This is a genomic window from Dysosmobacter acutus (assembly GCF_018919205.1).
GTDB lineage: Bacteria > Bacillota > Clostridia > Oscillospirales > Oscillospiraceae > Oscillibacter > Oscillibacter acutus.
Window position 1 is genome coordinate 93,289 of sequence record NZ_JAHLQN010000001.1, and the last position, 21,315, is coordinate 114,603.

16 protein-coding genes and 1 pseudogene are annotated in these 21,315 nt (G+C 61.5%); 2 read left to right on the forward strand and 15 right to left on the reverse strand.

From position 1 onward, the window contains the following. Positions 1-44: 44 nt before the first annotated feature. From arcA to KQI82_RS00540, 15 genes are all read right to left on the reverse strand, one after another. Positions 45-1,298, reverse strand: a complete 1,254-nt coding sequence (arcA, locus tag KQI82_RS00470) for an arginine deiminase (RefSeq protein WP_241426570.1) — start codon at positions 1,296-1,298, stop codon at positions 45-47. Positions 1,299-1,437: 139 nt separating this feature from the next. Next, positions 1,438-2,028 (reverse strand): hypothetical protein, encoded by a 591-nt coding sequence (locus tag KQI82_RS00475; RefSeq protein WP_216557195.1) that lies wholly within the window; start codon positions 2,026-2,028, stop codon positions 1,438-1,440. 87 nt (positions 2,029-2,115) lie between these two features. Next, positions 2,116-2,826: an ABC transporter ATP-binding protein gene (locus tag KQI82_RS00480; RefSeq protein ID WP_216557198.1), complete on the reverse strand. Its 711-nt coding sequence runs from the start codon at positions 2,824-2,826 to the stop codon at positions 2,116-2,118. Further along, entirely contained in the window at positions 2,819-3,760 is a 942-nt protein-coding gene (locus KQI82_RS00485) for an ABC transporter ATP-binding protein (RefSeq protein ID WP_216557201.1), read from the reverse strand. Before KQI82_RS00485 ends, KQI82_RS00480 begins: the two co-directional genes overlap by 8 nt. After that, positions 3,757-4,854: a branched-chain amino acid ABC transporter permease gene (locus KQI82_RS00490; RefSeq protein WP_216557204.1), complete on the reverse strand. Its 1,098-nt coding sequence runs from the start codon at positions 4,852-4,854 to the stop codon at positions 3,757-3,759. Before KQI82_RS00490 ends, KQI82_RS00485 begins: the two co-directional genes overlap by 4 nt. A gap of 11 nt (positions 4,855-4,865) precedes the next feature. After that, entirely contained in the window at positions 4,866-5,750 is an 885-nt protein-coding gene (locus KQI82_RS00495; protein ID WP_216557207.1) for a branched-chain amino acid ABC transporter permease, read from the reverse strand. A 108-nt stretch (positions 5,751-5,858) separates the two neighbouring features. Next, on the reverse strand, positions 5,859-7,040 hold the full coding sequence (locus KQI82_RS00500) for an ABC transporter substrate-binding protein (RefSeq protein ID WP_216557210.1): 1,182 nt from the start codon (positions 7,038-7,040) through the stop codon (positions 5,859-5,861). A 482-nt stretch (positions 7,041-7,522) separates the two neighbouring features. Beyond that, positions 7,523-9,343 carry an ATP-dependent zinc metalloprotease FtsH gene (gene ftsH / locus KQI82_RS00505; RefSeq protein WP_216633576.1) on the reverse strand — a complete coding sequence of 607 codons (1,821 nt, stop codon included), beginning with the start codon at positions 9,341-9,343 and terminating at the stop codon, positions 7,523-7,525. Between the two features lie 66 nt (positions 9,344-9,409). Next, positions 9,410-9,964 carry a hypoxanthine phosphoribosyltransferase gene (gene hpt, locus KQI82_RS00510; protein ID WP_277602898.1) on the reverse strand — a complete coding sequence of 185 codons (555 nt, stop codon included), beginning with the start codon at positions 9,962-9,964 and terminating at the stop codon, positions 9,410-9,412. After that, positions 9,949-11,319, reverse strand: coding sequence for a tRNA lysidine(34) synthetase TilS (gene tilS, locus KQI82_RS00515; RefSeq protein ID WP_216557212.1), 1,371 nt, complete (start codon positions 11,317-11,319; stop codon positions 9,949-9,951). The genes hpt and tilS overlap by 16 nt, the downstream gene beginning before the upstream one ends. Then, positions 11,309-12,658: a replicative DNA helicase gene (gene dnaB / locus KQI82_RS00520; protein ID WP_216557215.1), complete on the reverse strand. Its 1,350-nt coding sequence runs from the start codon at positions 12,656-12,658 to the stop codon at positions 11,309-11,311. Before dnaB ends, tilS begins: the two co-directional genes overlap by 11 nt. Positions 12,659-12,725: 67 nt before the next feature. Then, positions 12,726-13,175: a 50S ribosomal protein L9 gene (gene rplI, locus KQI82_RS00525; RefSeq protein ID WP_216557218.1), complete on the reverse strand. Its 450-nt coding sequence runs from the start codon at positions 13,173-13,175 to the stop codon at positions 12,726-12,728. Positions 13,176-13,187: 12 nt separating this feature from the next. Then, the gene (locus tag KQI82_RS00530) at positions 13,188-15,176 is read right to left on the reverse strand and encodes a DHH family phosphoesterase (protein WP_216633578.1); all 1,989 of its coding nucleotides are present in this window, start codon (positions 15,174-15,176) and stop codon (positions 13,188-13,190) included. 409 nt (positions 15,177-15,585) lie between these two features. Continuing rightward, on the reverse strand, positions 15,586-16,314 hold the full coding sequence (locus KQI82_RS00535) for a response regulator (RefSeq protein WP_216557220.1): 729 nt from the start codon (positions 16,312-16,314) through the stop codon (positions 15,586-15,588). Then, positions 16,307-18,985, reverse strand: a complete 2,679-nt coding sequence (locus KQI82_RS00540) for a sensor histidine kinase (protein WP_216557223.1) — start codon at positions 18,983-18,985, stop codon at positions 16,307-16,309. Before KQI82_RS00540 ends, KQI82_RS00535 begins: the two co-directional genes overlap by 8 nt. 236 nt (positions 18,986-19,221) lie before the next feature. Between KQI82_RS00540 and KQI82_RS00545 the strand changes: the two genes are divergently transcribed. Then, positions 19,222-20,571, forward strand: a complete 1,350-nt coding sequence (locus tag KQI82_RS00545) for a TrkH family potassium uptake protein (RefSeq protein WP_216557235.1) — start codon at positions 19,222-19,224, stop codon at positions 20,569-20,571. An 18-nt stretch (positions 20,572-20,589) separates the two neighbouring features. After that, positions 20,590-21,213 (forward strand): annotated as a pseudogene (locus tag KQI82_RS00550) (potassium channel family protein); the annotation flags it as partial. Positions 21,214-21,315: the final 102 nt, after the last annotated feature.

The following is a 21,315-nucleotide window of genomic DNA, read 5'->3' on the forward strand; positions in this document are numbered from 1 at the left end:
CTTTTGTTGTTTTTTACGTTCAGACCGATGCCGGCAAGCGCTTACTACAGGTCCTCCCGCCAGAGGGGCATGGACATGCACCGGGGGCCGCCGCGGCCCCGGCTGAGCTCGGCGCTGGGGATGGTGTGGATCTTGATGCCGTGCTCCTCCAGCAGCCGGTTGGTCACATAGTTGCGGGCGTAGACCACCACCTCGCCCGGCGCCACGGCCAGGGTGTTGCTGCCGTCGTTCCACTGCTCCCGGGCCGCGTCGATCTCGTCGCCCTCGCCGCAGCGCAGCAGCGTGACCTTGTCCAGGCCCAGGTGTTCTTTCAGGATATCCTCCAGCCGTCCCTCTTCCTGGCGGATCTTCATTTTGCGGTTTTCGTCCAGCTCCATCACATACACGGTGATGTCGTTGAGGATATTGGGGTGAACGGTGAACTTGTCCCGGTCCACCATGGTGAAGACCGTATCCAGATGCATGAACGAACGGGTCTTGGGAATGTTGAAGGCCAATATCTTTTTGAAGGTGGGGCTGTCGGTCAAAACCGTGTCCGCAAGGGCGTCGATGGAGTCCTCCTGGGTCCGCTGGGAGATGCCCACCGCCAAAACCTCGGGGGAGAGGATCAGGATGTCGCCGCCCTCCAAGGAGGTGGTCTCGCCCCGGTCGTACCAGCGGGGCACGCTCTTGTACTCCGGGTGGTATTTGAAAATAAACTTGGCAAACAGCGTCTCCCGGTTGCGCGTCTTGGTGTGCATCTTGTGGATGGAGACGCCGCGGCCGATGGTTGCAAAGGGATCGCGGGTAAAATAGAGGTTGGGCATGGGATCGATGACAAAGGGATAGTCCCCGGCCGTGGCGGCCAGGTAATCCTTCAGCCGGGCCTGGTCCGTCTCACGCAGCTGGGACTTTCTCACGCCGGCCATCATCTGGGAGACCATCTCCCGGTTGGGCAGGGAGAGGAACAGCTCCGATAGCATCTCCCGGGCCCGCTGCTCCCGGACCTCCGCCTCGTCTAAGAACTGGCGCACCAGCTCCTGCTTCACCGCGTCGTCCGTCAATGAGGCGGCCACCAGGTCCACCAGGTACACCACCTCCGCCCCGCTTTGGCGCAGGCAGTCGGCAAAGGCATCGTGCTCCCGCTGGGCCTCCTGAAGGTAGGGAATGTCGTCAAAGAGCAGTCGCTCCATATACTCGGGCATCAGGTTTTCCAGTTCCTGTCCCGGACGGTGCAGCAGCACCCGCCGCAGCCGGCCGATTTCAGAGGTATTATGAATCGCGGTTTCCAAATCGTTCACTCCTTTGTTTTTGCTCATGGGTTAGGGTTTCTTCTTTTTCCGTTTTCATGCGCGGCTTTTCCAATTTGGGAAAAAAACTTCATGAACGTCAAATGGAATTCCGTCCAAACGCAAAAAAAGGGAACGGCTGAACCGTTCCCTTTCACCTGGTATTCCATTACTCTATGACTGTGGATGCGAATTCGTTGGCCTCCACGCTCCAGCCAATGGCCTCCAGCCGGGCGCCGAATCCCTCCTCCACCTCCTGCGGATATTTGCCAAGAACTGCATAGACCCGATCGCCCGGTCCCTCTATGATCCGGAGGTAGAGGCATTGTTCCCCCTCCGCGCTGCCCTCCTCATCCTTTAGCGGGCTGGGGGCATAGCCGGAGATGGAGTCCGCCACTTCCTCCACGCTTTTGCCGGTGTGGGTCTCCACCCGAATCTCCACATCCGGATGATTGACGGACTGCCAGCCGCTGACCCAGGTCTTCTCCCAGCCCTCATCGGGCACATAGAGGGAAAAGCCATCCCCGATAAACAGCGTGGAGGGTATCTCCTCAGTCAGTCCCTCCAAGGTGATGGAGAGGCTGGCGGTCTCCTCCCGGCCCAGACTCTCCGGCGTACCAAAGGAGTCCGCCTGCTCTTCGGAGGCGCTGCTCCCCCCGCCTCTTTCCCCCGCGGAAGACGGGCTACCCTGGCTGGGCTGCCGGGCGCAGGCGGTCAGCAGCAGAGTCAGGACCGCAATCAAAACAAGTCTCTTTTTCATACGACTTCTCCTCAACCCGGCGCATATGCGCGTCCGCCGGAACGTTCTCTCCTGCTCTAATGCGAAGGGGTGGGGCGCATCCGCCGTTTATCGCCGCTTGCCCAGGTACGCCTCCTTCACGCTCTCGTTGGCCAGCAGCTCCGCTCCCGTGCCGCTGAGGGTGATGTTGCCGGTCTCCAGCACGTAGGCAAGGTCCGCGATCTTCAGCGCCATATTGGCGTTTTGCTCTATGAGCAGCACGGTGACGCCCTGGCGGTTGATCTCCCGGATGATGGAGAAGATGTCCTGCACCACCAGCGGCGCAAGGCCCAAAGAGGGTTCATCCAGCATCATCAGCCTGGGCCGGCTCATCAGCGCCCGGCCCACGGCCAGCATCTGCTGCTCGCCGCCGGACAGCGTGCCCGCTAACTGCCAGGAGCGCTCCTTCAGCCGGGGAAAGAGCTCGTAGACCCAGTTGACATCCAACTCGATCTCCGCCTTGTTATTGCGCAGGTACGCGCCCATTTTCAAATTCTCCAACACCGTCAGGTCGGTAAACACCCGGCGTCCCTCCGGGCTCATGGCAATGCCCTCGCCGATGATCCGGTCAATGGGCTTGCCCCGGAGCTCCTTCCCATCCCAGCGGATGGAGCCGGACTCCGCCTTTACAAGGCCCGTGATGGTGCGCAGCAGCGTGGACTTGCCGGCACCGTTGGCGCCGATGAGGGTGACGATCTTCCCGTCCGGCACCTCCAGCGAGACGCCCCGCAGGGCGCGGATGCCGCCATAGGACACGTGCAGGTCTTTGATCTCAAGCATCTTCACTCACCCCCAGATAGGCGTCGATGACGCGCTGGTCGTTTTGAATCTCCGCCGGCGTGCCCTGGGCGATCAGCTTGCCGAAGTCCAGCACATAGATGCGCTCCGAGATATCCATGACCAGGTCCATGTGATGCTCGATGAGCAGTATGGTCATGTGAAACTCCTTACGGACCCGGCCGATGAACTCCGTCAGCTCGTCGGTCTCCTGGGGATTCATGCCCGCCGCCGGCTCATCTAACAGCAGGAGCTTCGGCTCCGTGGCCAGGGCCCGGGCGATCTCCAGCCGCCGCTGCCTGCCATAGGGCAGCGAGGTGGCCAGCTCGTCCTTCACATCGGAGAGTCCCACGATGTCCAAAAGATGCTCCACCTTCTCCCGCTGGGCCCGCTCCTCCTTCTGATTGAGGCGGAAGGTGGCGGAGAAGAGGTTGCTGGTGCGGCGCAGGTGGGTGCCGATGAGCACGTTGGTGAATACGCTCTGGCTCTTCCACAGCCGGATGTTCTGGAAGGTGCGGGCCATGCCCAGCGCGGTCACCTGATCCGGCGTAGGCGACAGGACGCGGCCTGTAAACGCGTCCACATCCCGCTGGCGCTCCAGCGCCCTGCGCGACTCCAGCGCCTCGTCGCTCTCGCCGCTCAGCGGCTCCAATTTGTATTCGCCGGTATACAGCTCCGGATTCATCCCCGCATAGGTCTTCCGCATTTTGCCCTGGGGGTGGTTGCGGACAATGGTCCGGCCGCAGAACTCCACCCGGCCGTTGGTGGGCGCGTATACGCCGGTGATGACGTTGAAGGCGGTGGTCTTTCCCGCGCCGTTGGGTCCGATTAGGGCCACGATCTCCCCCTCATAAACCTCCAGATTCAGATTGTCCACCGCCACCACGCCGCCAAACTGCATGGTGGCGTTCTCCACATACAATACCCTCTCACTCATTGGGCGCTCCCTCCCTTCCGGGGACGTCTCTTACCCCGCATCCCGCGCAGCACATCGGGCAGCTCTTTATCGCCCATGATGCCCCTGCGGAAAAAGAGCACGATCACCATGATGATGAGGGCAAACACCACCTTGCGGAAGCCTCCGCGAAAGAGCGGAATGCCCAGGGACTCGTCGTCCAAAAACCGCAGCCACCACTCGTTGCAGGCGGTGAATAGGAAGCTGGCCAGCACGGAGCCGCTGATGGACCCAATCCCGCCGATGACCACGATCAGCAAAATCTCGTAGGTCATGTTGGTCTTGAAGTTGTTGGCCTGGGCCATGCACTGGTACATGGCCAGAAGGCCGCCGCCCACACCGGCGAAAAAGGAACTGATGACAAAGGAGGCCATCTTGTGGCGGGCCAGGTTGACTCCCATGGCCTCCGCCGCCACCTCGTCGTCCCGGATGGCCTTAAACGCCCGGCCGTAGGTGGAGTTGATGAGCAGAACAATCACCGCGATGCACCCGCCGGCCACCAGATAGAAGGGGAGCACGGAGCTGAAGTAGGGGAAGCCGTTGAGCACATTGGCGCCGTTGGTCAGCGGGCCCAACTTATCCCACTGGAAAAAGGCCCGGATGATCTCCGCGAAGCCCAGTGTGGCAATGGCCAGGTAGTCGCTTTTAAGCCGCAGCACCGGCAGGCCGATGAGGTAGGCAAACAGCGCCGCCACCAGTCCTCCCAGGGCCAGCGCGATGACCATGCCCACAGCCGCCCCGGCCCCTTGGGAGCCGAACACATCGCTTAAGGAAAAGGTGATCCAGTGCTCGCCGCCGAACATCCGGTAGACGCTCTCCCTTGATGCCTCCGGAATCATGAAAATGGCGTAGGTGTAGGCGCCTAAGAGCATAAAGCCCGCCTGCCCCAGGGAAAAAAGGCCCGTAAAGCCGTTGAGCAAATTCATGGACACCGCCACAAGGCCATAGACCGCCGTTTTTTTCAGCACGGGGAACAGCATGGAATAGGAGGGCACCACCCGCTCCAATACGAACAGGAGGATATAGAACGCGGCGATGGCCGCAAGCGTCCGGTAAATTCTTGTCTTCTGATGCATCTTACCCCTCCTCACACCTTATCCGTGGACTTTTCGCCAAACAGTCCCGTGGGTTTGACGCACAATACAATGATCAGCAGAGCGAAGGTAAAGGCGTCGGAGAAGGTGGTCCAGCCCAGGCCCTTGATGATGTTTTCGCAGATGCCGATGACAAACGCACCAAGCACCGCGCCGGGAATGGAGCCGATGCCTCCGAACACCGCGGCCACAAACGCCTTCAGCCCCGGCATGGCGCCGGAGGTGGGGATGACGGACTGATAGTTGGTAAAGTACAGCAGTGAACCGATGGCCGCAAGAAAGGAGCCGATGACAAAGGTGGTGGAAATCACCCGGTCCACCCGGATACCCATGAGTTGGGCCGTCTCAAAGTCCTTGGAGGCCGCCCGCATGGCCATGCCGATCTTTGTGTGGCGGATCAGCATGTTCAGCCCAATCACCAGCACGATCGTCAGCACCGGCGTCACAATGGTGACCCGGCTGGTGGACGCGCCGGCCACGCTCACCCGGTCCGAGAGCCAGGGGATGCTGGGGTAGACCTTGGCCAGGCCTCCGGTGATGTACAGTGCCAGGTTCTGCAAAAGGTAGCTGACGCCGATGGCGGAGATCATCACCGACATCCGGGGCGCCGAGCGCAGCGGCTTGTAGGCCGCCTTTTCAATCAGCACGCCCAGCGCCACCGTCGCCGCGATCACCAGGGGGATGGCGGCATAGAGCGGCATAGCGCTGGACAGGTAGATCATGGCCAGGCCCGCCACCATAAACACATCGCCATGGGCAAAGTTGATCAGCCGCAAAATGCCATAGACCATGGTGTAGCCAATGGCAATCAGCGCGTACTGCCCGCCCACGGAGATTCCTGCCAGCAAAAACGGCAGGTTTTCCTGTACGAATTTCATTCTCTTCCTCCTCGCGAGAGTAAAGTCTCTGACGCCCATGACGCATAGGGACGTTGGGCGGCGGGGGTCGAAACGGCCCCCGCCGCTGTTACGCGTGTTATTTCAAAATTACTGGTCGATGGTCACGGAGCCGCCGCCGATCCAGGCGCCAGTGGCGTTGTCGGCGGTCTTCACGTAAGCGGTCTTGACAATGGCGTCGCCGTTTTCATCAAAGGCGATCTGGCCGGTGATGCCGTCATAGCTGACGGAGGGCAGCGCTTCCATCACCTTGGCGGGATCGGTGGAGGCGGCGTCCTGAATGGCCGCCAGAGCCAGGAAGTAGGAGTCGTATCCCATGACGGACACGGCCGCCAGGGTATCGTTGTCGTTGTTGTTCTTCAGGTTGGTGGGATCGCTGTTGATCCACTCCTTGAAACTGGCCTCAAACTCGGGGTTGGTGCCGTCGGCATAGAAGGTGGTGACGGTCACCTGAACGTCGGTGCCCTTTGCCGCCTCCAAAATCACGTTGGAATCCCAGGTGTCGCCGGCCAGAATGGGCATCTTCATGCCCTGGCTGGCAGCCTGGTTGATGATCAGCTGCGCGGCCTCCGTGGAGGTGGGGGAGAAGAACACGCCGCAGCCCTCGTTGACCGCGCTGGTGATATAAGAGGTGAAGTCGCTGTTGCCGTCGGGGAACTCCGCCTTCACCACCTGGCCGCCCAGGGCCTCAAATGCCTCGGCAAAGTAGCTGACCAGGCCTCCGGAGTAGTCATCGCCCAACTTGGAGAGGCAATAGGCCTTCTGCACGCCCAAGTTGCCATAGGCGTAGTTGGCCAGCACAGGCCCCTGGAAGGGATCGATGAAGCAGGCACGGAAATAATGGCTGTTGCCCGCAGTTACCATGGGATTGGTGCAGGTGACACCGATGGCGGGCACGCCGGCATTTTTAAAGGTATCGGACGCGGCGATGGACACGCCGGAGCCATAGGACCCTAACACCACGGACACGCCGTTGGAGATCAGCTTGCTGGCGGCGCCCACGGCCTTGTCGTTGGAGCTCTCGTTGTCCACGATCACCAGCTCCACGTCGTAGGTCTCCCCGCCGATCTCCACGGTGGGCTGCACGCTGTGGGCATACTGCATGCCCAGAATCTCCTGCTTGCCGCCGGCGCCGTTGTCGCCGGACTGGGGCTCATAGACGCCGATTTTCACCACTTTATCAGAACTGCCGGAACTTCCGCCCGAGCCGCCGCATGCGGCCAGGCTCAGCGCCATCATCAGCGCCAGGGACAGTGCAAGAACTTTTCTCATGCTTCTTTCCTCCTGATTTGGCCGGCATTCCTCTCTTCCCCAGGACGGCCGGCATCCAGATTTCCCCAAGGGGGTGATTGCATTCTAAGAGAAACCTCCTCCCTTTTCAAGAGGTATTTTCCACAGAAAGATTTTGCTGTTTTGCGGGCTGTGCTTCCAATTTACTCTTTGATTAAAAGTCATTTGTCTCTGTATCAAATACATTTGCCGTCGCGGCACCAAATATTCCCTGATTTTTGTCTCTCACCGGCGCACAATCTTTTCCGTCATTTCGCCCAATGTAATCTAAGTTTCCAGCTTTTCATCTGTGTAATAGTTCTAATTTTCGCGTATCCCTACCGGACCAAATGGGCCCATTGCCCGGCGGCATACGCATGGGACAGCACATCGCCTCTGCAGAAAGTCCCCGGCGGCAGCGGTGCGTCAGACTATTCCGGGCGCAAAAAAGGAAGCAGGCTATTTCGGCCTGCTTCCTTTTATTCTTACGAGGGGTCGGCTTCCGGCAAAGCCTGGTAGACGGCCTCGAATTCCTCGCTCTCCATGACCTCGTGCTCCAAGAGGTAACGGGCCACCCGCTCTAACTTCTCCCGGTCCCGTGTGAGGATTTCTTCGCAGCGTTTGTAGGCGGCGCCGATGATACGCTTGACCTCCTGGTCGATTTCGGCGGCCACTTGCTCGGAATAGCTCCTTCCCTGGCTCATGGTCCGGCCGATGAACACCTCATCGTGGCCCGACTCAAAGGAAACGGCCCCCACCTTTTCGCTCATTCCATAGGAGGCCACCATCTTGTGGGCCATCTGGGAGGCGCGCTGAAGGTCGTTGGAGGCTCCGGTGGAGATATCTCCTATGGCCAGCTGCTCCGCCACCCGGCCGCCCAGAAGGGAGGCAATCTCGTCCTCAAGGTAGCTCTTGGAGAGATAGGAGCGGTCCTCCTCGGGCAGGTAGATGGTCATGCCGCCGGCTCTTCCACGGGGCACGATGCTGATCTGACGCACCGGGTCGCAGTAGGGCAGCGCGTGGCTGACCACCGCGTGGCCCGCCTCGTGATAGGCGGTGAGCCTGCGTTCGTGGTCCGGGATCACCCGGCTCTTCTTCTCCGGTCCGGCGATGACCTTGATCACGGCCTCCTGCATCTCCTGCATGTGGATGAACTTCTGGTTCCGGCGGGCGGCCAGCAGCGCCGCCTCGTTGACCAGGTTCTCCAGGTCCGCGCCGGTGAAGCCGGGGGTGGCTCTGGCCAGCGTGGACAGGTCCACATCCTCCGCCAGGGGCTTGTTGCGGGCGTGAACCTCCAAAATCTCCTCTCGGCCCCGGATATCGGGGAGCCCCACATAGATCTGGCGGTCAAAGCGGCCCGGACGCAGCAGGGCCGGGTCCAGCACATCAGAGCGGTTGGTGGCGGCCAGCACCACCACGCCCTCGTTGGAGCCGAAGCCGTCCATTTCCACCAGCAGCTGGTTCAGCGTCTGCTCCCGCTCGTCGTGCCCGCCGCCAAGGCCTGTGCCGCGCTGACGGCCCACGGCGTCGATCTCGTCAATGAAGACGATGGCGGGCGCGGTTTTCTTGGCCTGCTCAAAAAGGTCCCGGACACGGCTGGCGCCAACGCCAACATACAGCTCCACAAAGTCGGAGCCGGAGATGGATAAAAAGCCCACGCCCGCCTCTCCGGCCACCGCTTTGGCCAGCAGGGTCTTGCCGGTGCCCGGAGGACCCACCAGGAGCACGCCCTTGGGAATCCGGGCGCCCAAGTAGATATACTTCTGCGGGTCCTTCAAAAACTCCACGATCTCCTGGAGCTCCTCCTTTTCCTCTTCCGCGCCGGCCACATCCTGAAACGTGACCTTGCCGCCCCGGTCCTGGAGGGTCTTGACCCGGGCGGAGCTGAAGCGGGCCATCTTATCCCCGCCGCCGCCACCGCCGGCGGTGCGGCCCAGCACAAAGAACCACAAAAGGCCGATCATCAATGCCATCAGAAGATAGGGCAGCAGCAGCTCCAGCCACGGGGTGGAGTGATCCGCGTAATACTGATAGGTAGTGATGACGCCTCTTGCGTACTGGTCCCGGACCAGGTCGTTGAGATCGTCGTAGAACAGGTCAAAGTCGTACAGCTCCACCACGGCAGTGTTGCTGCCGTTGACCTTTTCCCGCAGCTGCATGGTCAGCCTGTTATCCTCAATCTGGAAGCTCTCCACCTTTTCCTGCTGGAAGAGCTGAACCACCTGGGAGTACTGCAGGGGATCCGGCTGATCGTTTGCGTTCCACAGGTAGGCAAAGCCTAAGACGATCACCAACAGCAGAAGCATCAGGCTCAGATTGGAAGTTTTATTGCTTTTCAAACCGGGTTTCCTCCTCTTTGCGGCGTGAAGCCGTCAATTGCTGTATACCTCCGGCTTTAAAACGCCGATATAGGGGACGTTGCGGTATTTCTGCGCGTAGTCCAGGCCATAGCCCACCACAAACTCATCCGGCACCACAAAGCCGGTCAGGTCCGGCTTAATGGCCTTTGTCCGCCTTGAGGGCTTATCTAACAACGTCACGATGGTGACGGAGGCCGCGCCCTTGGTCATAAAATAGTCCTTCAAAAAGGCCAGGGTGTTGCCTGAGTCCAGGATGTCCTCCACCACGATCAGGTTCCTGCCGGTGATGTCCTGCTGCAAATCCCGGGTGATCTGGACCCGTCCGGAGCTGACGGTGGCGTTCTCATAGGAGGAGACCGCGATAAATTCCAGGTCGCTCTTGATCTGGCAGGCGCGGACCAGGTCGGCCATAAAGACGAACGAGCCCTTCAAAACCCCAAGGAACAGCGGATTTTTATCCCAAAACCGCTCATAGAGCTCGCCGCCCAATTCCTCCACCCGCGCCTGGATCTCCTCTTCACTGAACAGGACCTTCAGGATATCCCGGTCCATCATGCTTTTTCCCATGTTTTGTACCCCTTCTCCTTGATTTCTATCTCCACGGCCCCTCTGCCCTTCCGGGGCAGAAAGCCTTTGTCGACTCCCAGGCCCCAGATGGCGGCCACGCGTCCATCCGCATAAAAGGCGGGCAGCAGGTCCCGCCGCCGGGGCGGAATCCCCCGGTCCGCGAAAATCCGCTTCACCCCGCGATTGCCCCGGGTGCCGGGCAGCTCCATCCTGTCTCCCGAGCGCCAGGGACCCACGCTCAGCGCCTCGCCGTCCCAGCTCAGAAGCAGTGACCCCTTTCCCTGCAAACCGGGTTCCGCCGTGCGGCAGGTAATCAAAAAGTCTCCCCACTCCAGCGTGGAGCCCACCTTCAGAGGGCGCTCCCCCTCTGAGCGCCGCCTGGGCATCAGCTCCAGAACCCCCTGGCGGCGGACGGCGGTAAATCCGTGGGGCAGATCCATCTCCCCGCCCTCTGAAAGTTCGATCATGCCCTGGAGATGTACGCTGCCCAGGTCCTTGCGGCCGGCCTTTAGTCCCTTCCACAGCTCCAGCAGCAGCCGGGGCCGCAACGGTTCAGGCGCGCTCAAAAGCACTCCCACCGGGAGCCGGACGCCGCCGTTTTGATACTGAGCCCTGCCAAGCAGCTGCTGCATCTGAGCGGTCAGGGCGTCGCTCTCCTCCCGGACAATGGCGGCACAGCGGGCCATGTTCTCCGACGCCCTTGGATTGATCCGCCGCAAAACCGGCATCACCTGGTGGCGCAGCAGGTTCCGGGCCGCAAAATCCGACTCGTTGGTCTCGTCCTCCACATGGGGGATGGACCAGGCGGCGGCATAGGCCTCGATCTCCTCCCGGGTCGCCTCGATCAGGGGGCGGGCGATATTACCCCGCCGGGGCGGAATGCCCGTCAACCCCGCAAGGCCGGTGCCCCGGCACAGATTCAGCAAAATGGTCTCCGCGTTGTCGTCGGCGTGGTGGGCGGTGAGGATCAGCCCGGCGCCGGACTCCTCCGCCGCGCGGTGCAAAAAGGAGTAGCGCAGGTTCCGCCCCGCCTCCTCCACCGTCAGGTTGTGCTCTCTGGCCCACTGGGCGGTATCGCCCCGGCCCGCTGTAAAGGGAAGTTCCCTTTCTTTGCACCAGCGGCGGACAAATGCCTCGTCCCGGTCCGCAGTCTCGCCCCGCAGACCATGGTGGAAGTGGGCGGCGATGACCTTTACGCCCCGTTCGGCGCCCCAGGCCGCGCAAAGGTGGAGAAGGCACATGGAGTCCATTCCGCCGGAGACCGCGCAGACCACGGCTCCGCCCATATCGGGCCGCCATCGGTCCAGGCAGGGCCAGGCCAGCCGAATCAGCCGCTCAGCGTCCTTACTCCTCATACCGGTTTTCAAGCGTGCCGAAGGTGGTGTACTCCGGCATCCACCGCAGCTCCACCTTTCCGGTTTCGCCGTGGCGGTTTTTCGCCACAATGCACTCGGCGATGTTGTGTTTGTCGCTGTCTTCGCTGTAGTAGTCCTCCCGGAACAAAAAGAGCACAATGTCCGCGTCCTGTTCGATGGCGCCGGACTCGCGCAGGTCGGAGAGCATGGGCCGCTTGTCGTCCCGCTTCTCATTGGCGCGGGAGAGCTGGGACAGGCACAGAACCGGCACATCCAATTCCTTTGCCATAATCTTCATCATACGGGAGATATCGGAGACCGCCTGCTGGCGGTTTTCTCCTGAATAGCCCTTGTTGCCCGCCGAGGTCATCAGCTGGAGATAGTCGATGACCACAAGGCCCAGGTTCTCCAGCCGGCGGCACTTGGCGTTCATATCCGCCACCGTCAAAAGGGGGTTGTCGTCGATGCGGATGTCGGTCTGGCTCAGGGCGGAGGCGGCGTCGGCGATCTTCACCCAATCCGTCTCCCGGAGGCTTCCGGTGATGAGCCGGGTGTTCTCCACCAGCGCCTCGCTGGATAAAAGCCGGGTGGCCAGCTGCTCCCGGGACATCTCAAGAGAGAAGATGGCCACGGTCTTGCCCGAGGCCTTGGCCACGTTCAGCGCCATATTCAGCGCCATGGAGGTCTTGCCCATGCCAGGGCGGGCCGCCAGCAGCACCAGATCGGACTTGTTGAGGCCCGAAATTTTGGCGTCCACGGCGCTCAGGCCTGTGGAGAGGCCCGGCAGCTTCTGCCCTCCGGCCTCGCTCATCTCCGAGAGGTGGTCCAGCACGCCGGGCAGCACCGTGGCAATGGAAACCATGTCCTGGGCGCTTCTGCCCCGGCGGATGGCATAGATTTTCTGCTCCGCCGCCTCCAGCGTCTCCCGGGCCTCGCCGGTTCCCTCCTGGACCAGGGCGGTGATCTCCGAGGCCGCGGTGGCCACGGAGCGCAGCAGGGCCTTGTCCCGGACAATGGACGCATACTCCATCACGTTGGCGGAGGTGGGGGTGATGTCCATCAGCTGGATCAGGTAATCCCGGGTGGTGTCAGGGTCAAAGGTGCCGTTTTTCTGCATCTCCCCCGCCACGGTGATGCCGTCGATGGGCTTGGAGTAGATGAACATGGAGTAGATGGTCTCAAAGATCTCCCGGTTCTGCCGCAGGTAAAAATCCTCCGGCCGCAGCTTCTCCATCACATCCTTCACACAGCCTGAATCGATGAGCATGGAGCCCAGGACCGCCTGCTCCCCCTCCAGGGAGTGGGGCATCTGCCGCAGCAGCAGCTCCTCCATTGCCATTTCTCCTCACCTCCAACTCCGGTTTCACGCGCCTGATCGGCGGCGTAAGTACGCTTCAGCGGCTTTCTTACTTCTCCTCCGTCACCAGCACGTAGACGGTTCCGGTGACCTCATAGCCCAACTTGGCCTTCACCTGGAAGGTACCGAAGCTCTTGATGGGCTCATCTAAGGCCAGTTTCTGCTTGGGCACATCCAGCTGATACTGCTGGGCAAGGGCTTCGGCGATCTCCTTGGTGGTGACGGCGCCGAAGAGCCGTCCGCCGTTGCCGGCCTTGGCGGTGACGCGCACCTGGCACTCCTTCAGCTTTTCGGCAATCTCCTCGGCCTGGGCCTTCAGGCGGGCCTCCTCGGCCTTTTTGGCCTTCTCCTTCAAATTCATGGTGTTGATAGCGTCCGCCGTGGCGGGCACTGCCAACTTCCGGGGCAGGAGGAAGTTCCGGGCGTAGCCCTCGGACACCTCCACCAGCTGTCCCTTCTTCCCCTGGCCCTTCACATCCTGCTGTAAAATCACTTTCATGGCGTTTTCTCCTTATTTTTCGAAATACTGGTCAATGGCGTCTATCAGCTGCTGATGCACGCTCTCCACATCCGTGTCGGCAATCCGGCCGCCGGCGGTGGTGGAGTTTCCTCCGCCGCCCAAAGCCTCCACAATCACCTGCACGTTGATTTCACCAAGGGAACGGGCGGACATGGACACGTCGCTGCCGGCCTGATAGAGAACAAAGGATGCCTGCACCCCCTTGAGGGTCAGCAGCTCGTCGGCGGCCTGGGCCGCGGTGACCCGCTCCACCCCATCCTCCTCCACCGATGCGATGGCGATGTCGTCCCGGTAGAGCTCCGCCTGGCGGATGATGGCGTAGCGGGAGATCATGGACGAGAGGTCGTTTTGGAAGAGGCGCTGCACCTCGGCGGTGTCCGCGCCGGAGCGGCGCAGGAAGGCCGCGGCCTCAAAGGTGCGCCCTCCGGTGCGCATGGTGAAGTTTTTGGTATCTAACACAATGCCGGCCAGCAGCGCCTCGGACTCCGCCCGCAGAAGGTCCGTGGGCTCCATCAGGTATTGCAGCAGCTCCGTCACCAGCTCCGAGGCGGAGGAGGCGTAGGGCTCGTGGAAGTTGAGGGCCGCGTTTTCGATGTAGCTGGAGGCCCGGCGGTGGTGGTCGATCACCGCCACCCGGTTGCAGGATTCCAGCAGCTGCTGGTGCTCCACCCGCTCGGGGCGGCTGGTGTCCACCACAATCAGCAGCGAGCCCGCCTGCATCTTCAAAAAGGCCTCGCTGCCGGAGACAAAGACGTCCTCATATTCCGGCAGGTCCTGAAAGCGGGCCAACAGGGGCCGGGCGGAGTTGCGCTCCACATCCATAACGATCTGGGCCCGCTTGCCCCGTTTGCGGGCAATGCTGCAAAGTCCGGCCGCCGCGCCCAGGCAGTCCATGTCGGCGTTGACGTGGCCCATGATGTATATCTGCTTGGCGTCGGCGATCAGCTCGCCAAGGGCATTGGCCATGACCCGGGATTTGACCTTGGTCCTCTTTTCCGTGCTCTTGGAGCGGCCTCCATAGAACTCAAAGTCGATCTTGTTGCGCACGGCGCACTGGTCGCCGCCCCGGCTGAGGGCCATCTCCACGGAGAGGGAGGCGTATTTGTAGAGGTCCGCCATGCTGTCGCCGTCCCGGCCCACGCCGATGGAAAGGGTGGGCTGAAAGCTGTCCCCCACCTTGATCTCCCGCACCGCGTCCAGCACGGAAAACCGGTCGGCGGCAAACTGGGCATAGTACTGCTCTTCAAAGAGGAAGAGATACTGGTCCCGGTCCGCCTTCACCAGCATGCCGCGGGCGGCGGAGGCCCAGGTGTTGATCTTCTCGTCGATCTGGGCCAGCACCGCGCTGCGCGTGGCGTCGGGGCAGGCCTTCATCAGGTCCTCATAGTTGTCGATGGTGATGATGGAGACCACCGGGCGGGTGGCCGTATACCGGTCCCGGATGTGGTCGGCATCGGTGGTGTCCACCCAATAGGTAGTGGCCAGCAGTCCCTGGCCCTGGCCCTTTCCGGTGCGGACCAGATTGCCGTAGACCCGGAACAGCCGTCCGTTCATCTCCACCCGCTCCGGGCACTCCTGCTTCCCCTCCAGAAGCCACCGGGAGGAGTAGTTTGGCACGGCGTCGGCCACCTTGATCTCAAAGAGGTGCTCCCGCACGCCGGCCAGCTGCAAAAAGCCCTCGTTGCTCCAGATCACCTCGCCGGTATCCGGCCGGTAGACCATCATGGGCAGCGGGGAGTTGATCAGCGTGGATTTGCTGGCGGTCTCCACGCTGCCGGTCAAACTGTCGATGTACTGCAAAATCCCCTGCTTGCGCTTTTGATTGGTGTTGCGGAAATACACATACAGCACCACGGTGACGGCGCACTGGATCACGCCCACCGCAGGCTTGACCACCACCGCCGCCGCGGAAAACGCCAGCAGGACAAAGAAATAGAGCTTCATGTTCGGCTCCAGCAGCCGGGAAATCTTTTTGTTCATCTCTTTTTCTCCCTGATTTCCGTCCAGAGGCAGGCCCCGGGGCGAAATACTCATACCAATAGATTTTAATAGTATAGACCAAAATGCCTTCTGGTGCAACTGTTTTCCCGCTGTTCTCCCCGCTAAACAGCTGTAAAATTCTTCTTTTTGCAGGCTGGACGCGCCTGCGGCCGTCTTTGGCCACGGAGTACAAACCCGGCTCCCATTTATTGTACGGTACTCTTCAAAAGAAAAAACCGCTTTTTCTGAAAAGATAAAATTGGATTCCCGGGCCGGAAACAGCCGACCCGGGAATCCAACGTAAAAAACGCGCTCAGCAAACGCGTGATTGGACATGGTTTCACAGTGCCGGCAATCAGCCGCTCACGCGCTGAAGCGGCTCCCTTTGCGCAGGGTGGGGCCGCTCAATTCATTCGCCCCCGTCCCGGCCGCCCGCCGGCTTTTGACGGAGCATCCGATACCCCACTCCGATGTGGGTCTGGATATACTGGGGATGGCTGGGGTCCGCCTCCAGCTTTTTACGGAGCGTGGCCATGAATACCCGCAGCGAAGGGGTATCGGACGCGGAGGCGCTTCCCCATACCTTGCCCAAGATGTAGTTGTGGGTCAGCACTTTTCCGGTGTTCTTGGCCAGCAGGCACAGGAGCTTATACTCAATGGGCGTCAGGTGGATCTCCGCTCCGCCGCGGTAGACGCATCCGGCGGCATAGTCGATCTTCAGCTCCCCGTTTTCATAGGCGGCCGCTTCTTCGCTGATCTTCTCACTGTCGTAGCGCACCCGGCGCAGGGCCACCCGCAGCCGCGCCAGCAGCTCCTCCACGGAAAAAGGCTTGGTCAGGTAGTCGTCGGCACCCGCGTCCAGGGCGGACACCTTGTCGGCGTCCTCGCTGCGGGCGGACACCACGATGATGGGCATATTGCTCCAGGCCCGGATCTTCCGGATGATCTCCACGCCGTCCATATCCGGAAGGCCCAGGTCCAGCAGCACCACGTCCGGCCGGTAGGAGAGGGCGTCCATCACCGCGCCCGCTCCGTTTCTGGCGCGGTGGTACTGGTAATTCTGGGTCTCCAGAGTGGTTGCGATCAGGTTGCCCACGGCCATGTCGTCCTCCACAACCAAAATCTGCGGTTTATTCATGCGCATTCACCTCCGATGCATGCAGTGTAAAGCCAAATACCGCCCCGTGGGGCTGGTTGTCGGTCACTGAGATGGCGCCCCCGTGGGCGGCGATGATGGATTTGCAGAGGGAGAGCCCCAGGCCCAGGCCCCGTCTGCCGTCTCCCCGGGCGTTGTCCGCCGTGTAGAACATGTCAAAAAGCCGTCCTTTGGCCTCGTCGGGGATGCCCGGCCCGTCGTCCGCGATCCGGACCTCAATATCCTGCCCGGCCCGTCTGGCGCTCAGCACGATGCAGGACCCCTCCGGCGTATATTTGACGGCGTTGTTGACGATGTTGATGACCACCTGCACAATGAGCCGGGCATCCAGGTCGCCCATCAGCAGGTCGTCCTCAAGTTCCACGGAGATATGGTGTTTGTCCGCGCTGCGGTCCAGGTGGGCCAGGGCCTCCTGAAACACCTCGTCCAACAACTCCGGCTGCATGTTCAGCCGGACGGTGCCGTCCTCCATGCGGGTGATGGACAGCAGGTTCTCCACCAGGTTGATGAGCCACATGGCGTCGTCATAGATGGAGCAGTACAGCTCCCTGCGCTTGTCCTGGTCCAGGATGCTGCTGCGCTCCATCAGAATTCCGGCGCTGCCGGAGATGCTTGTCAGCGGAGTGCGCAGGTCGTGGGAAATGGCCCGCAGCAGATTGGCCCGCAGCGCCTCCTGCCGGGCGCTCTCCTCGATCTTCTGCTTTGCCCGGGTCATCTCCTCCTTTTCCAGCGCCAGGCCGCATTCATCCAGGATGGCCACCATCAGGTTTTTTTCAAACGTGTCCAGCTTTTCCCCCGCCCCGATGGCAATCCCCACCACGGCCAGGGCCCGTCCGGAGCCGCGCACGGCCATGTAGAGGCATTTTGCACTGGGCAGCGTATTGGTGGTGGCGCCGGCGTGCTTGTTGTTCTGCATGACCCACTGGGCCACGGCCCGCTCCGCGCCGGTGAGGCAGCCGCTCAGGTCGCTGTCCCCGGAGATCGGGAAGGCCCTGGCCTTCAGCAGCTTTCTGCCGTCCTCCACCGGGTACAAAACCAGATCCCGCTCCAGGAGCTTGCCCAGCTGCGCCGCGCTCACCGCCAGAATGGCCTCGGCGTCCTCCGCCTTCTGAAGCTTTTGGCTGGTCTCAAGGAGCACCTCCGTGCGGTAGGCCTTGCGGGCGCTCAAAATGGCCTGCCGTTTGATCCGGGTGGTCAGAGAGCTGCTCAGGAGCGCCACCGTCAGCATGACGCCAAAGGTGGCAATATAGCTTGGGTCGCTCATCAGCGTAAAGTAGGGATGGGTGAAAAAGAAGTTGAAAATCAAAACCGCCAAAACCGAGGCGCTCAGGCTGTAGCTGCGTCCTGTGGTGACCATGGAAACCACCAGCACCCCAAGGATATACACCATGATGATGTTGGCTGAGGTGAACTCCAGCCCCTTGAAAAGGTATCCCACCGCGGTGCACACGGCCAGAATGCCCAGCGTCCTCAGCGCATCCTTCAGGGAAAAGCGCTCCCGGTGGGGATTGGGGGGACGCCGCCTCATCTGCCGGGGCTGGTCCGGGATGATATGGATGTCCAGGTCCGGGGCCAGCTCTCCCAGCCGGTCCATCAGGCTTTTGCCGGGAAAGAAGGGATTCTTCCTTTGAGGACTCCGGCCCAGGACAATTTTGGAGGCCCCGCTGATTCTGGCGTACTCCGCGATCTGCACCGCCGGATCGTCCCCGTAGGCGGTGGTGATCCGGGCGCCCAGCTCCTCCGCCAGCCTCAGGTTGGCCCGGAGTTGTCCGCTCTCCGCCTCGCTCTGCGCGGCAAGGGCCGGCGTCTCCACATACAGCGCGGTAAACGCCCCGTGAAATGCCTCCGCCATGCGGGCGGCGGTGCGGATAACCTTGGCGTTGGTGGGCGCGCCGGAAAGGCAGATCATGATGTGCTCCCCGGCCTTGACCCGCCCGCCCTCCGAAACAGGGGTCTTCTCCAGCCGGTCGGCGCTGCGGCGCAGGGCGATCTCCCGCAGGGCCGCCAGGTTTTTCTCCGTAAAGAAATGGGCCATGGCGCTGCTGGCCTGGCGTTTCCCGTAAACCCTCCCGGAGCGCAGCCGCTCCAGCAGATCGGCGGGCTCCAGATCCACCACTTCCACCTGGCTGGCGGAGTCAAAAACGTGGTCCGGAATCCGCTCGGCCACCGTGACGCCTGTGATGGAGGCCACCACGTCGTTCAGGCTCTCAAGGTGCTGCACGTTGACGGTGGTGTAGACGTTGATCCCGGCGCGCAGCAGCTCCTGCACATCCTGGTACCGCTTGACGTGGCGGCACCCCTCCGCGTTGGTGTGGGCCAGCTCATCCACCAGGATCAGCTGAGGCCGCCGCCGCAGAGCGCCGTCCAGGTCGAACTCCCGCAGACGGATGCCTCTGTAGGTAATTTCCCTTGCCTTAAGCAGTTCCAGCCCGTCCAGCAAAGCCATGGTCTCCGGGCGCGTGTGGGGCTCGATGTACCCGGCCACCACATCCACGCCCCCATCCCTGGCCCGGTGTGCCGCCTCCAGCATGGCGTAAGTCTTGCCCACGCCGGCCGCATAGCCGAAAAAGATCTTCAGCTTTCCGGGTCCGCGCCCCTCCAGCCGCCAATCCTCCCAGGCCGGGGCCTGAATCTCCGGTCCTCTCTGCTCCATTTCACACCTCCTTATGCTTACGCCTACAGTATAGCACACGTCCCATCAGCGCCGCATTTTCTTTTTTCTCCAACCATTAAGATTGCATTAAGATCAATCTTTATGCGGCATTAATGCCCTGCCGGTTTCTTTAACCACATCCTCATCCGGCAGATGGTACAATGGGGACAATTCAGATTGGATGCGTTTCATGAAGCCGGGCGAGCCAAAACCCGGATCATCCGGGAGGGAGTCCCATGCCGTTTTGGAAAAATGACCGCGTCACGCCGGCCCAGATCATCATCCTTGGCTTTTTTACCCTGATTCTTGCGGGCACGGCGCTGCTGATGCTGCCCTTTGCCGTCAGCGGAGGGGAGAGAGCCTCCTTCCTGGACGCTCTGTTCACCGCCACGTCGGCCACCTGCGTCACCGGGCTGGTGCTGCACGACACGGCCCTCTACTGGTCGTCTTTTGGCCAGGCGGTGATCCTGTTGCTGATCCAGATCGGCGGCATGGGGGTTGTGACCATGGCGGTGGCCATCTCCATCTTCACCGGGAAAAAAATCGGCCTGCGCCAGCGCTGGATCATGCAGGAGTCCATCTCCGCGCCCCAGGTGGGCGGCATTGTCCGCCAGACCCGGTTTATCCTGAAAACCGCCTTTTTGATCGAGGCGGCTGGCGCGGTCTTGCTGTCGCTGCGCTTTTGTCCTGAGTTTGGATTCTTTAAAGGCCTCTGGTACGGACTCTTCCACTCCGTCTCCGCCTTTTGCAACGCCGGGTTCGACCTGATGGGCGCAGGCGGCAGCGCCTTTTCCTCCCTCACCGGCTACACGGGGGACTTTTTGGTCAGCTGCACCGTGGCCGCGCTGATCGTGCTGGGCGGGCTGGGATTTCTCACCTGGCACGACTTTAGGGAGCACGGCCCGCGCCTCCGGTCCTACCGCCTCCAAAGCCGGCTGATTCTGACCACCACCTTTGCCCTGATCACAGGCGGGTTTCTCTATTTATTCCTCTTTGAGTTTCGCCAGCCCCAGTGGCAGGATCTCTCCCTTGGCCAGCGGGCGGCGGCCTCTCTCTTCCAGTCCGTCACGCCCCGAACCGCCGGGTTCAACACCGTGGACCTGGGGCGGCTGAGCCAGCCAGGCCAGCTGATGATGATTCTCCTGATGCTGATCGGAGGCTCGCCGGGTTCCACGGCGGGCGGCTTCAAGACCACCACTCTGGCGGTCCTGCTGCTCAGCTCCTACGCGGTTTTCCGGCGCCGGGGCAGCGCCCAGTGCTTTGGGCGCAGGATTCCCGATGAGACGCTGCGCAGCGCGGCGGCCATTTTGCTTCTCTACCTGCTGCTGTTTTTGACGGGTGGAGTCCTGATCTCCATCATCGACGGCGTGCCGCTGATGGCCGCGCTGTTTGAAACCGCATCCGCCATCGGCACCGTGGGCCTTTCCCTGGGCATCACGCCGGGGCTGTCCTCCCCCTCCCGGCTGATTCTCATCATCCTGATGTATTTCGGCCGCGTGGGCGGGCTTACCATGATTTACGCCGTGACCTCCGGAACCCCGGTTCCCATGACGCAGTTCCCCCAGGAGCGGGTCACTGTGGGATGACAAGAAAGGAGCAGTTTCATGAAATCCGTATTGCTGATCGGCCTGGGGCGCTTTGGCCGCCACATGGCCCAGAAGCTCAATGACCTGCACCACGAGGTGCTGGCCGTGGACAAGGATGAAAAACGGGTCAACAGCGCGCTGCCCTATGTGACCAACGCCCAGATCGGAGACGGGACGGATGAGCACTTCATCGCCTCCCTGGGGGTGCGGAACTTTGACCTGTGCGTCGTGGCCATCGGCGACGACTTTCAGAGCTCCCTTGAGACCACCGCGCTGCTGAAGGAACAGGGCGCCCCCTTTGTCCTCTCCCGGGCCACCCGGGACGTCCACGCCAAATTCCTGCTGCGAAACGGTGCGGACGATGTGGTGTATCCGGAAAAGCAAATGGCCGTATGGGCGGCGGTCCGCTACAGCAGCGACCACATCTTTGACTACATAGAGCTGACGCAGGACTACTCCATCTTTGAGACAGCCGTCCCCTCCGCCTGGATGGGCAGGTCAGTCATCGAGCTGGCAGTCCGCCAGAAATACCACATCAACATCCTGGCCACCAGGCGGGGCGGCCTCCTGGAGCCCATGCCGGGCCCCAACCACATCTTCCAGTCCGACGAGACCATCTATATTCTGGGGGAAAACCGGAATTCGCACTACCCAAATATTTCACCCGGTATTAGCGGTTATAAGCAACCGTCAAAAACGGCGCAAAGCATTGAAATCACTGGGTTTATTGAGAAATCAAAACCA

Excerpts from the sequence above, each read along its gene's own strand:
- arcA (WP_241426570.1), bottom strand. The coding sequence starts at position 1,298 with ATGAGCAAAAACAAAGGAGTGAACGATTTGGAAACCGCGATTCATAAT.
- KQI82_RS00475 (WP_216557195.1), bottom strand. The coding sequence starts at position 2,028 with ATGAAAAAGAGACTTGTTTTGATTGCGGTCCTGACTCTGCTGCTGACC.
- KQI82_RS00480 (WP_216557198.1), bottom strand. The coding sequence starts at position 2,826 with ATGCTTGAGATCAAAGACCTGCACGTGTCCTATGGCGGCATCCGCGCC.
- KQI82_RS00485 (WP_216557201.1), bottom strand. The coding sequence starts at position 3,760 with ATGAGTGAGAGGGTATTGTATGTGGAGAACGCCACCATGCAGTTTGGC.
- KQI82_RS00490 (WP_216557204.1), bottom strand. The coding sequence starts at position 4,854 with ATGCATCAGAAGACAAGAATTTACCGGACGCTTGCGGCCATCGCCGCG.
- KQI82_RS00495 (WP_216557207.1), bottom strand. The coding sequence starts at position 5,750 with ATGAAATTCGTACAGGAAAACCTGCCGTTTTTGCTGGCAGGAATCTCC.
- KQI82_RS00500 (WP_216557210.1), bottom strand. The coding sequence starts at position 7,040 with ATGAGAAAAGTTCTTGCACTGTCCCTGGCGCTGATGATGGCGCTGAGC.
- ftsH (WP_216633576.1), bottom strand. The coding sequence starts at position 9,343 with ATGCTTCTGCTGTTGGTGATCGTCTTAGGCTTTGCCTACCTGTGGAAC.
- hpt (WP_277602898.1), bottom strand. The coding sequence starts at position 9,964 with ATGGGAAAAAGCATGATGGACCGGGATATCCTGAAGGTCCTGTTCAGT.
- tilS (WP_216557212.1), bottom strand. The coding sequence starts at position 11,319 with ATGAGGAGTAAGGACGCTGAGCGGCTGATTCGGCTGGCCTGGCCCTGC.
- dnaB (WP_216557215.1), bottom strand. The coding sequence starts at position 12,658 with ATGGCAATGGAGGAGCTGCTGCTGCGGCAGATGCCCCACTCCCTGGAG.
- rplI (WP_216557218.1), bottom strand. The coding sequence starts at position 13,175 with ATGAAAGTGATTTTACAGCAGGATGTGAAGGGCCAGGGGAAGAAGGGA.
- KQI82_RS00530 (WP_216633578.1), bottom strand. The coding sequence starts at position 15,176 with ATGAACAAAAAGATTTCCCGGCTGCTGGAGCCGAACATGAAGCTCTAT.
- KQI82_RS00535 (WP_216557220.1), bottom strand. The coding sequence starts at position 16,314 with ATGAATAAACCGCAGATTTTGGTTGTGGAGGACGACATGGCCGTGGGC.
- KQI82_RS00540 (WP_216557223.1), bottom strand. The coding sequence starts at position 18,985 with ATGGAGCAGAGAGGACCGGAGATTCAGGCCCCGGCCTGGGAGGATTGG.
- KQI82_RS00545 (WP_216557235.1), top strand. The coding sequence starts at position 19,222 with ATGCCGTTTTGGAAAAATGACCGCGTCACGCCGGCCCAGATCATCATC.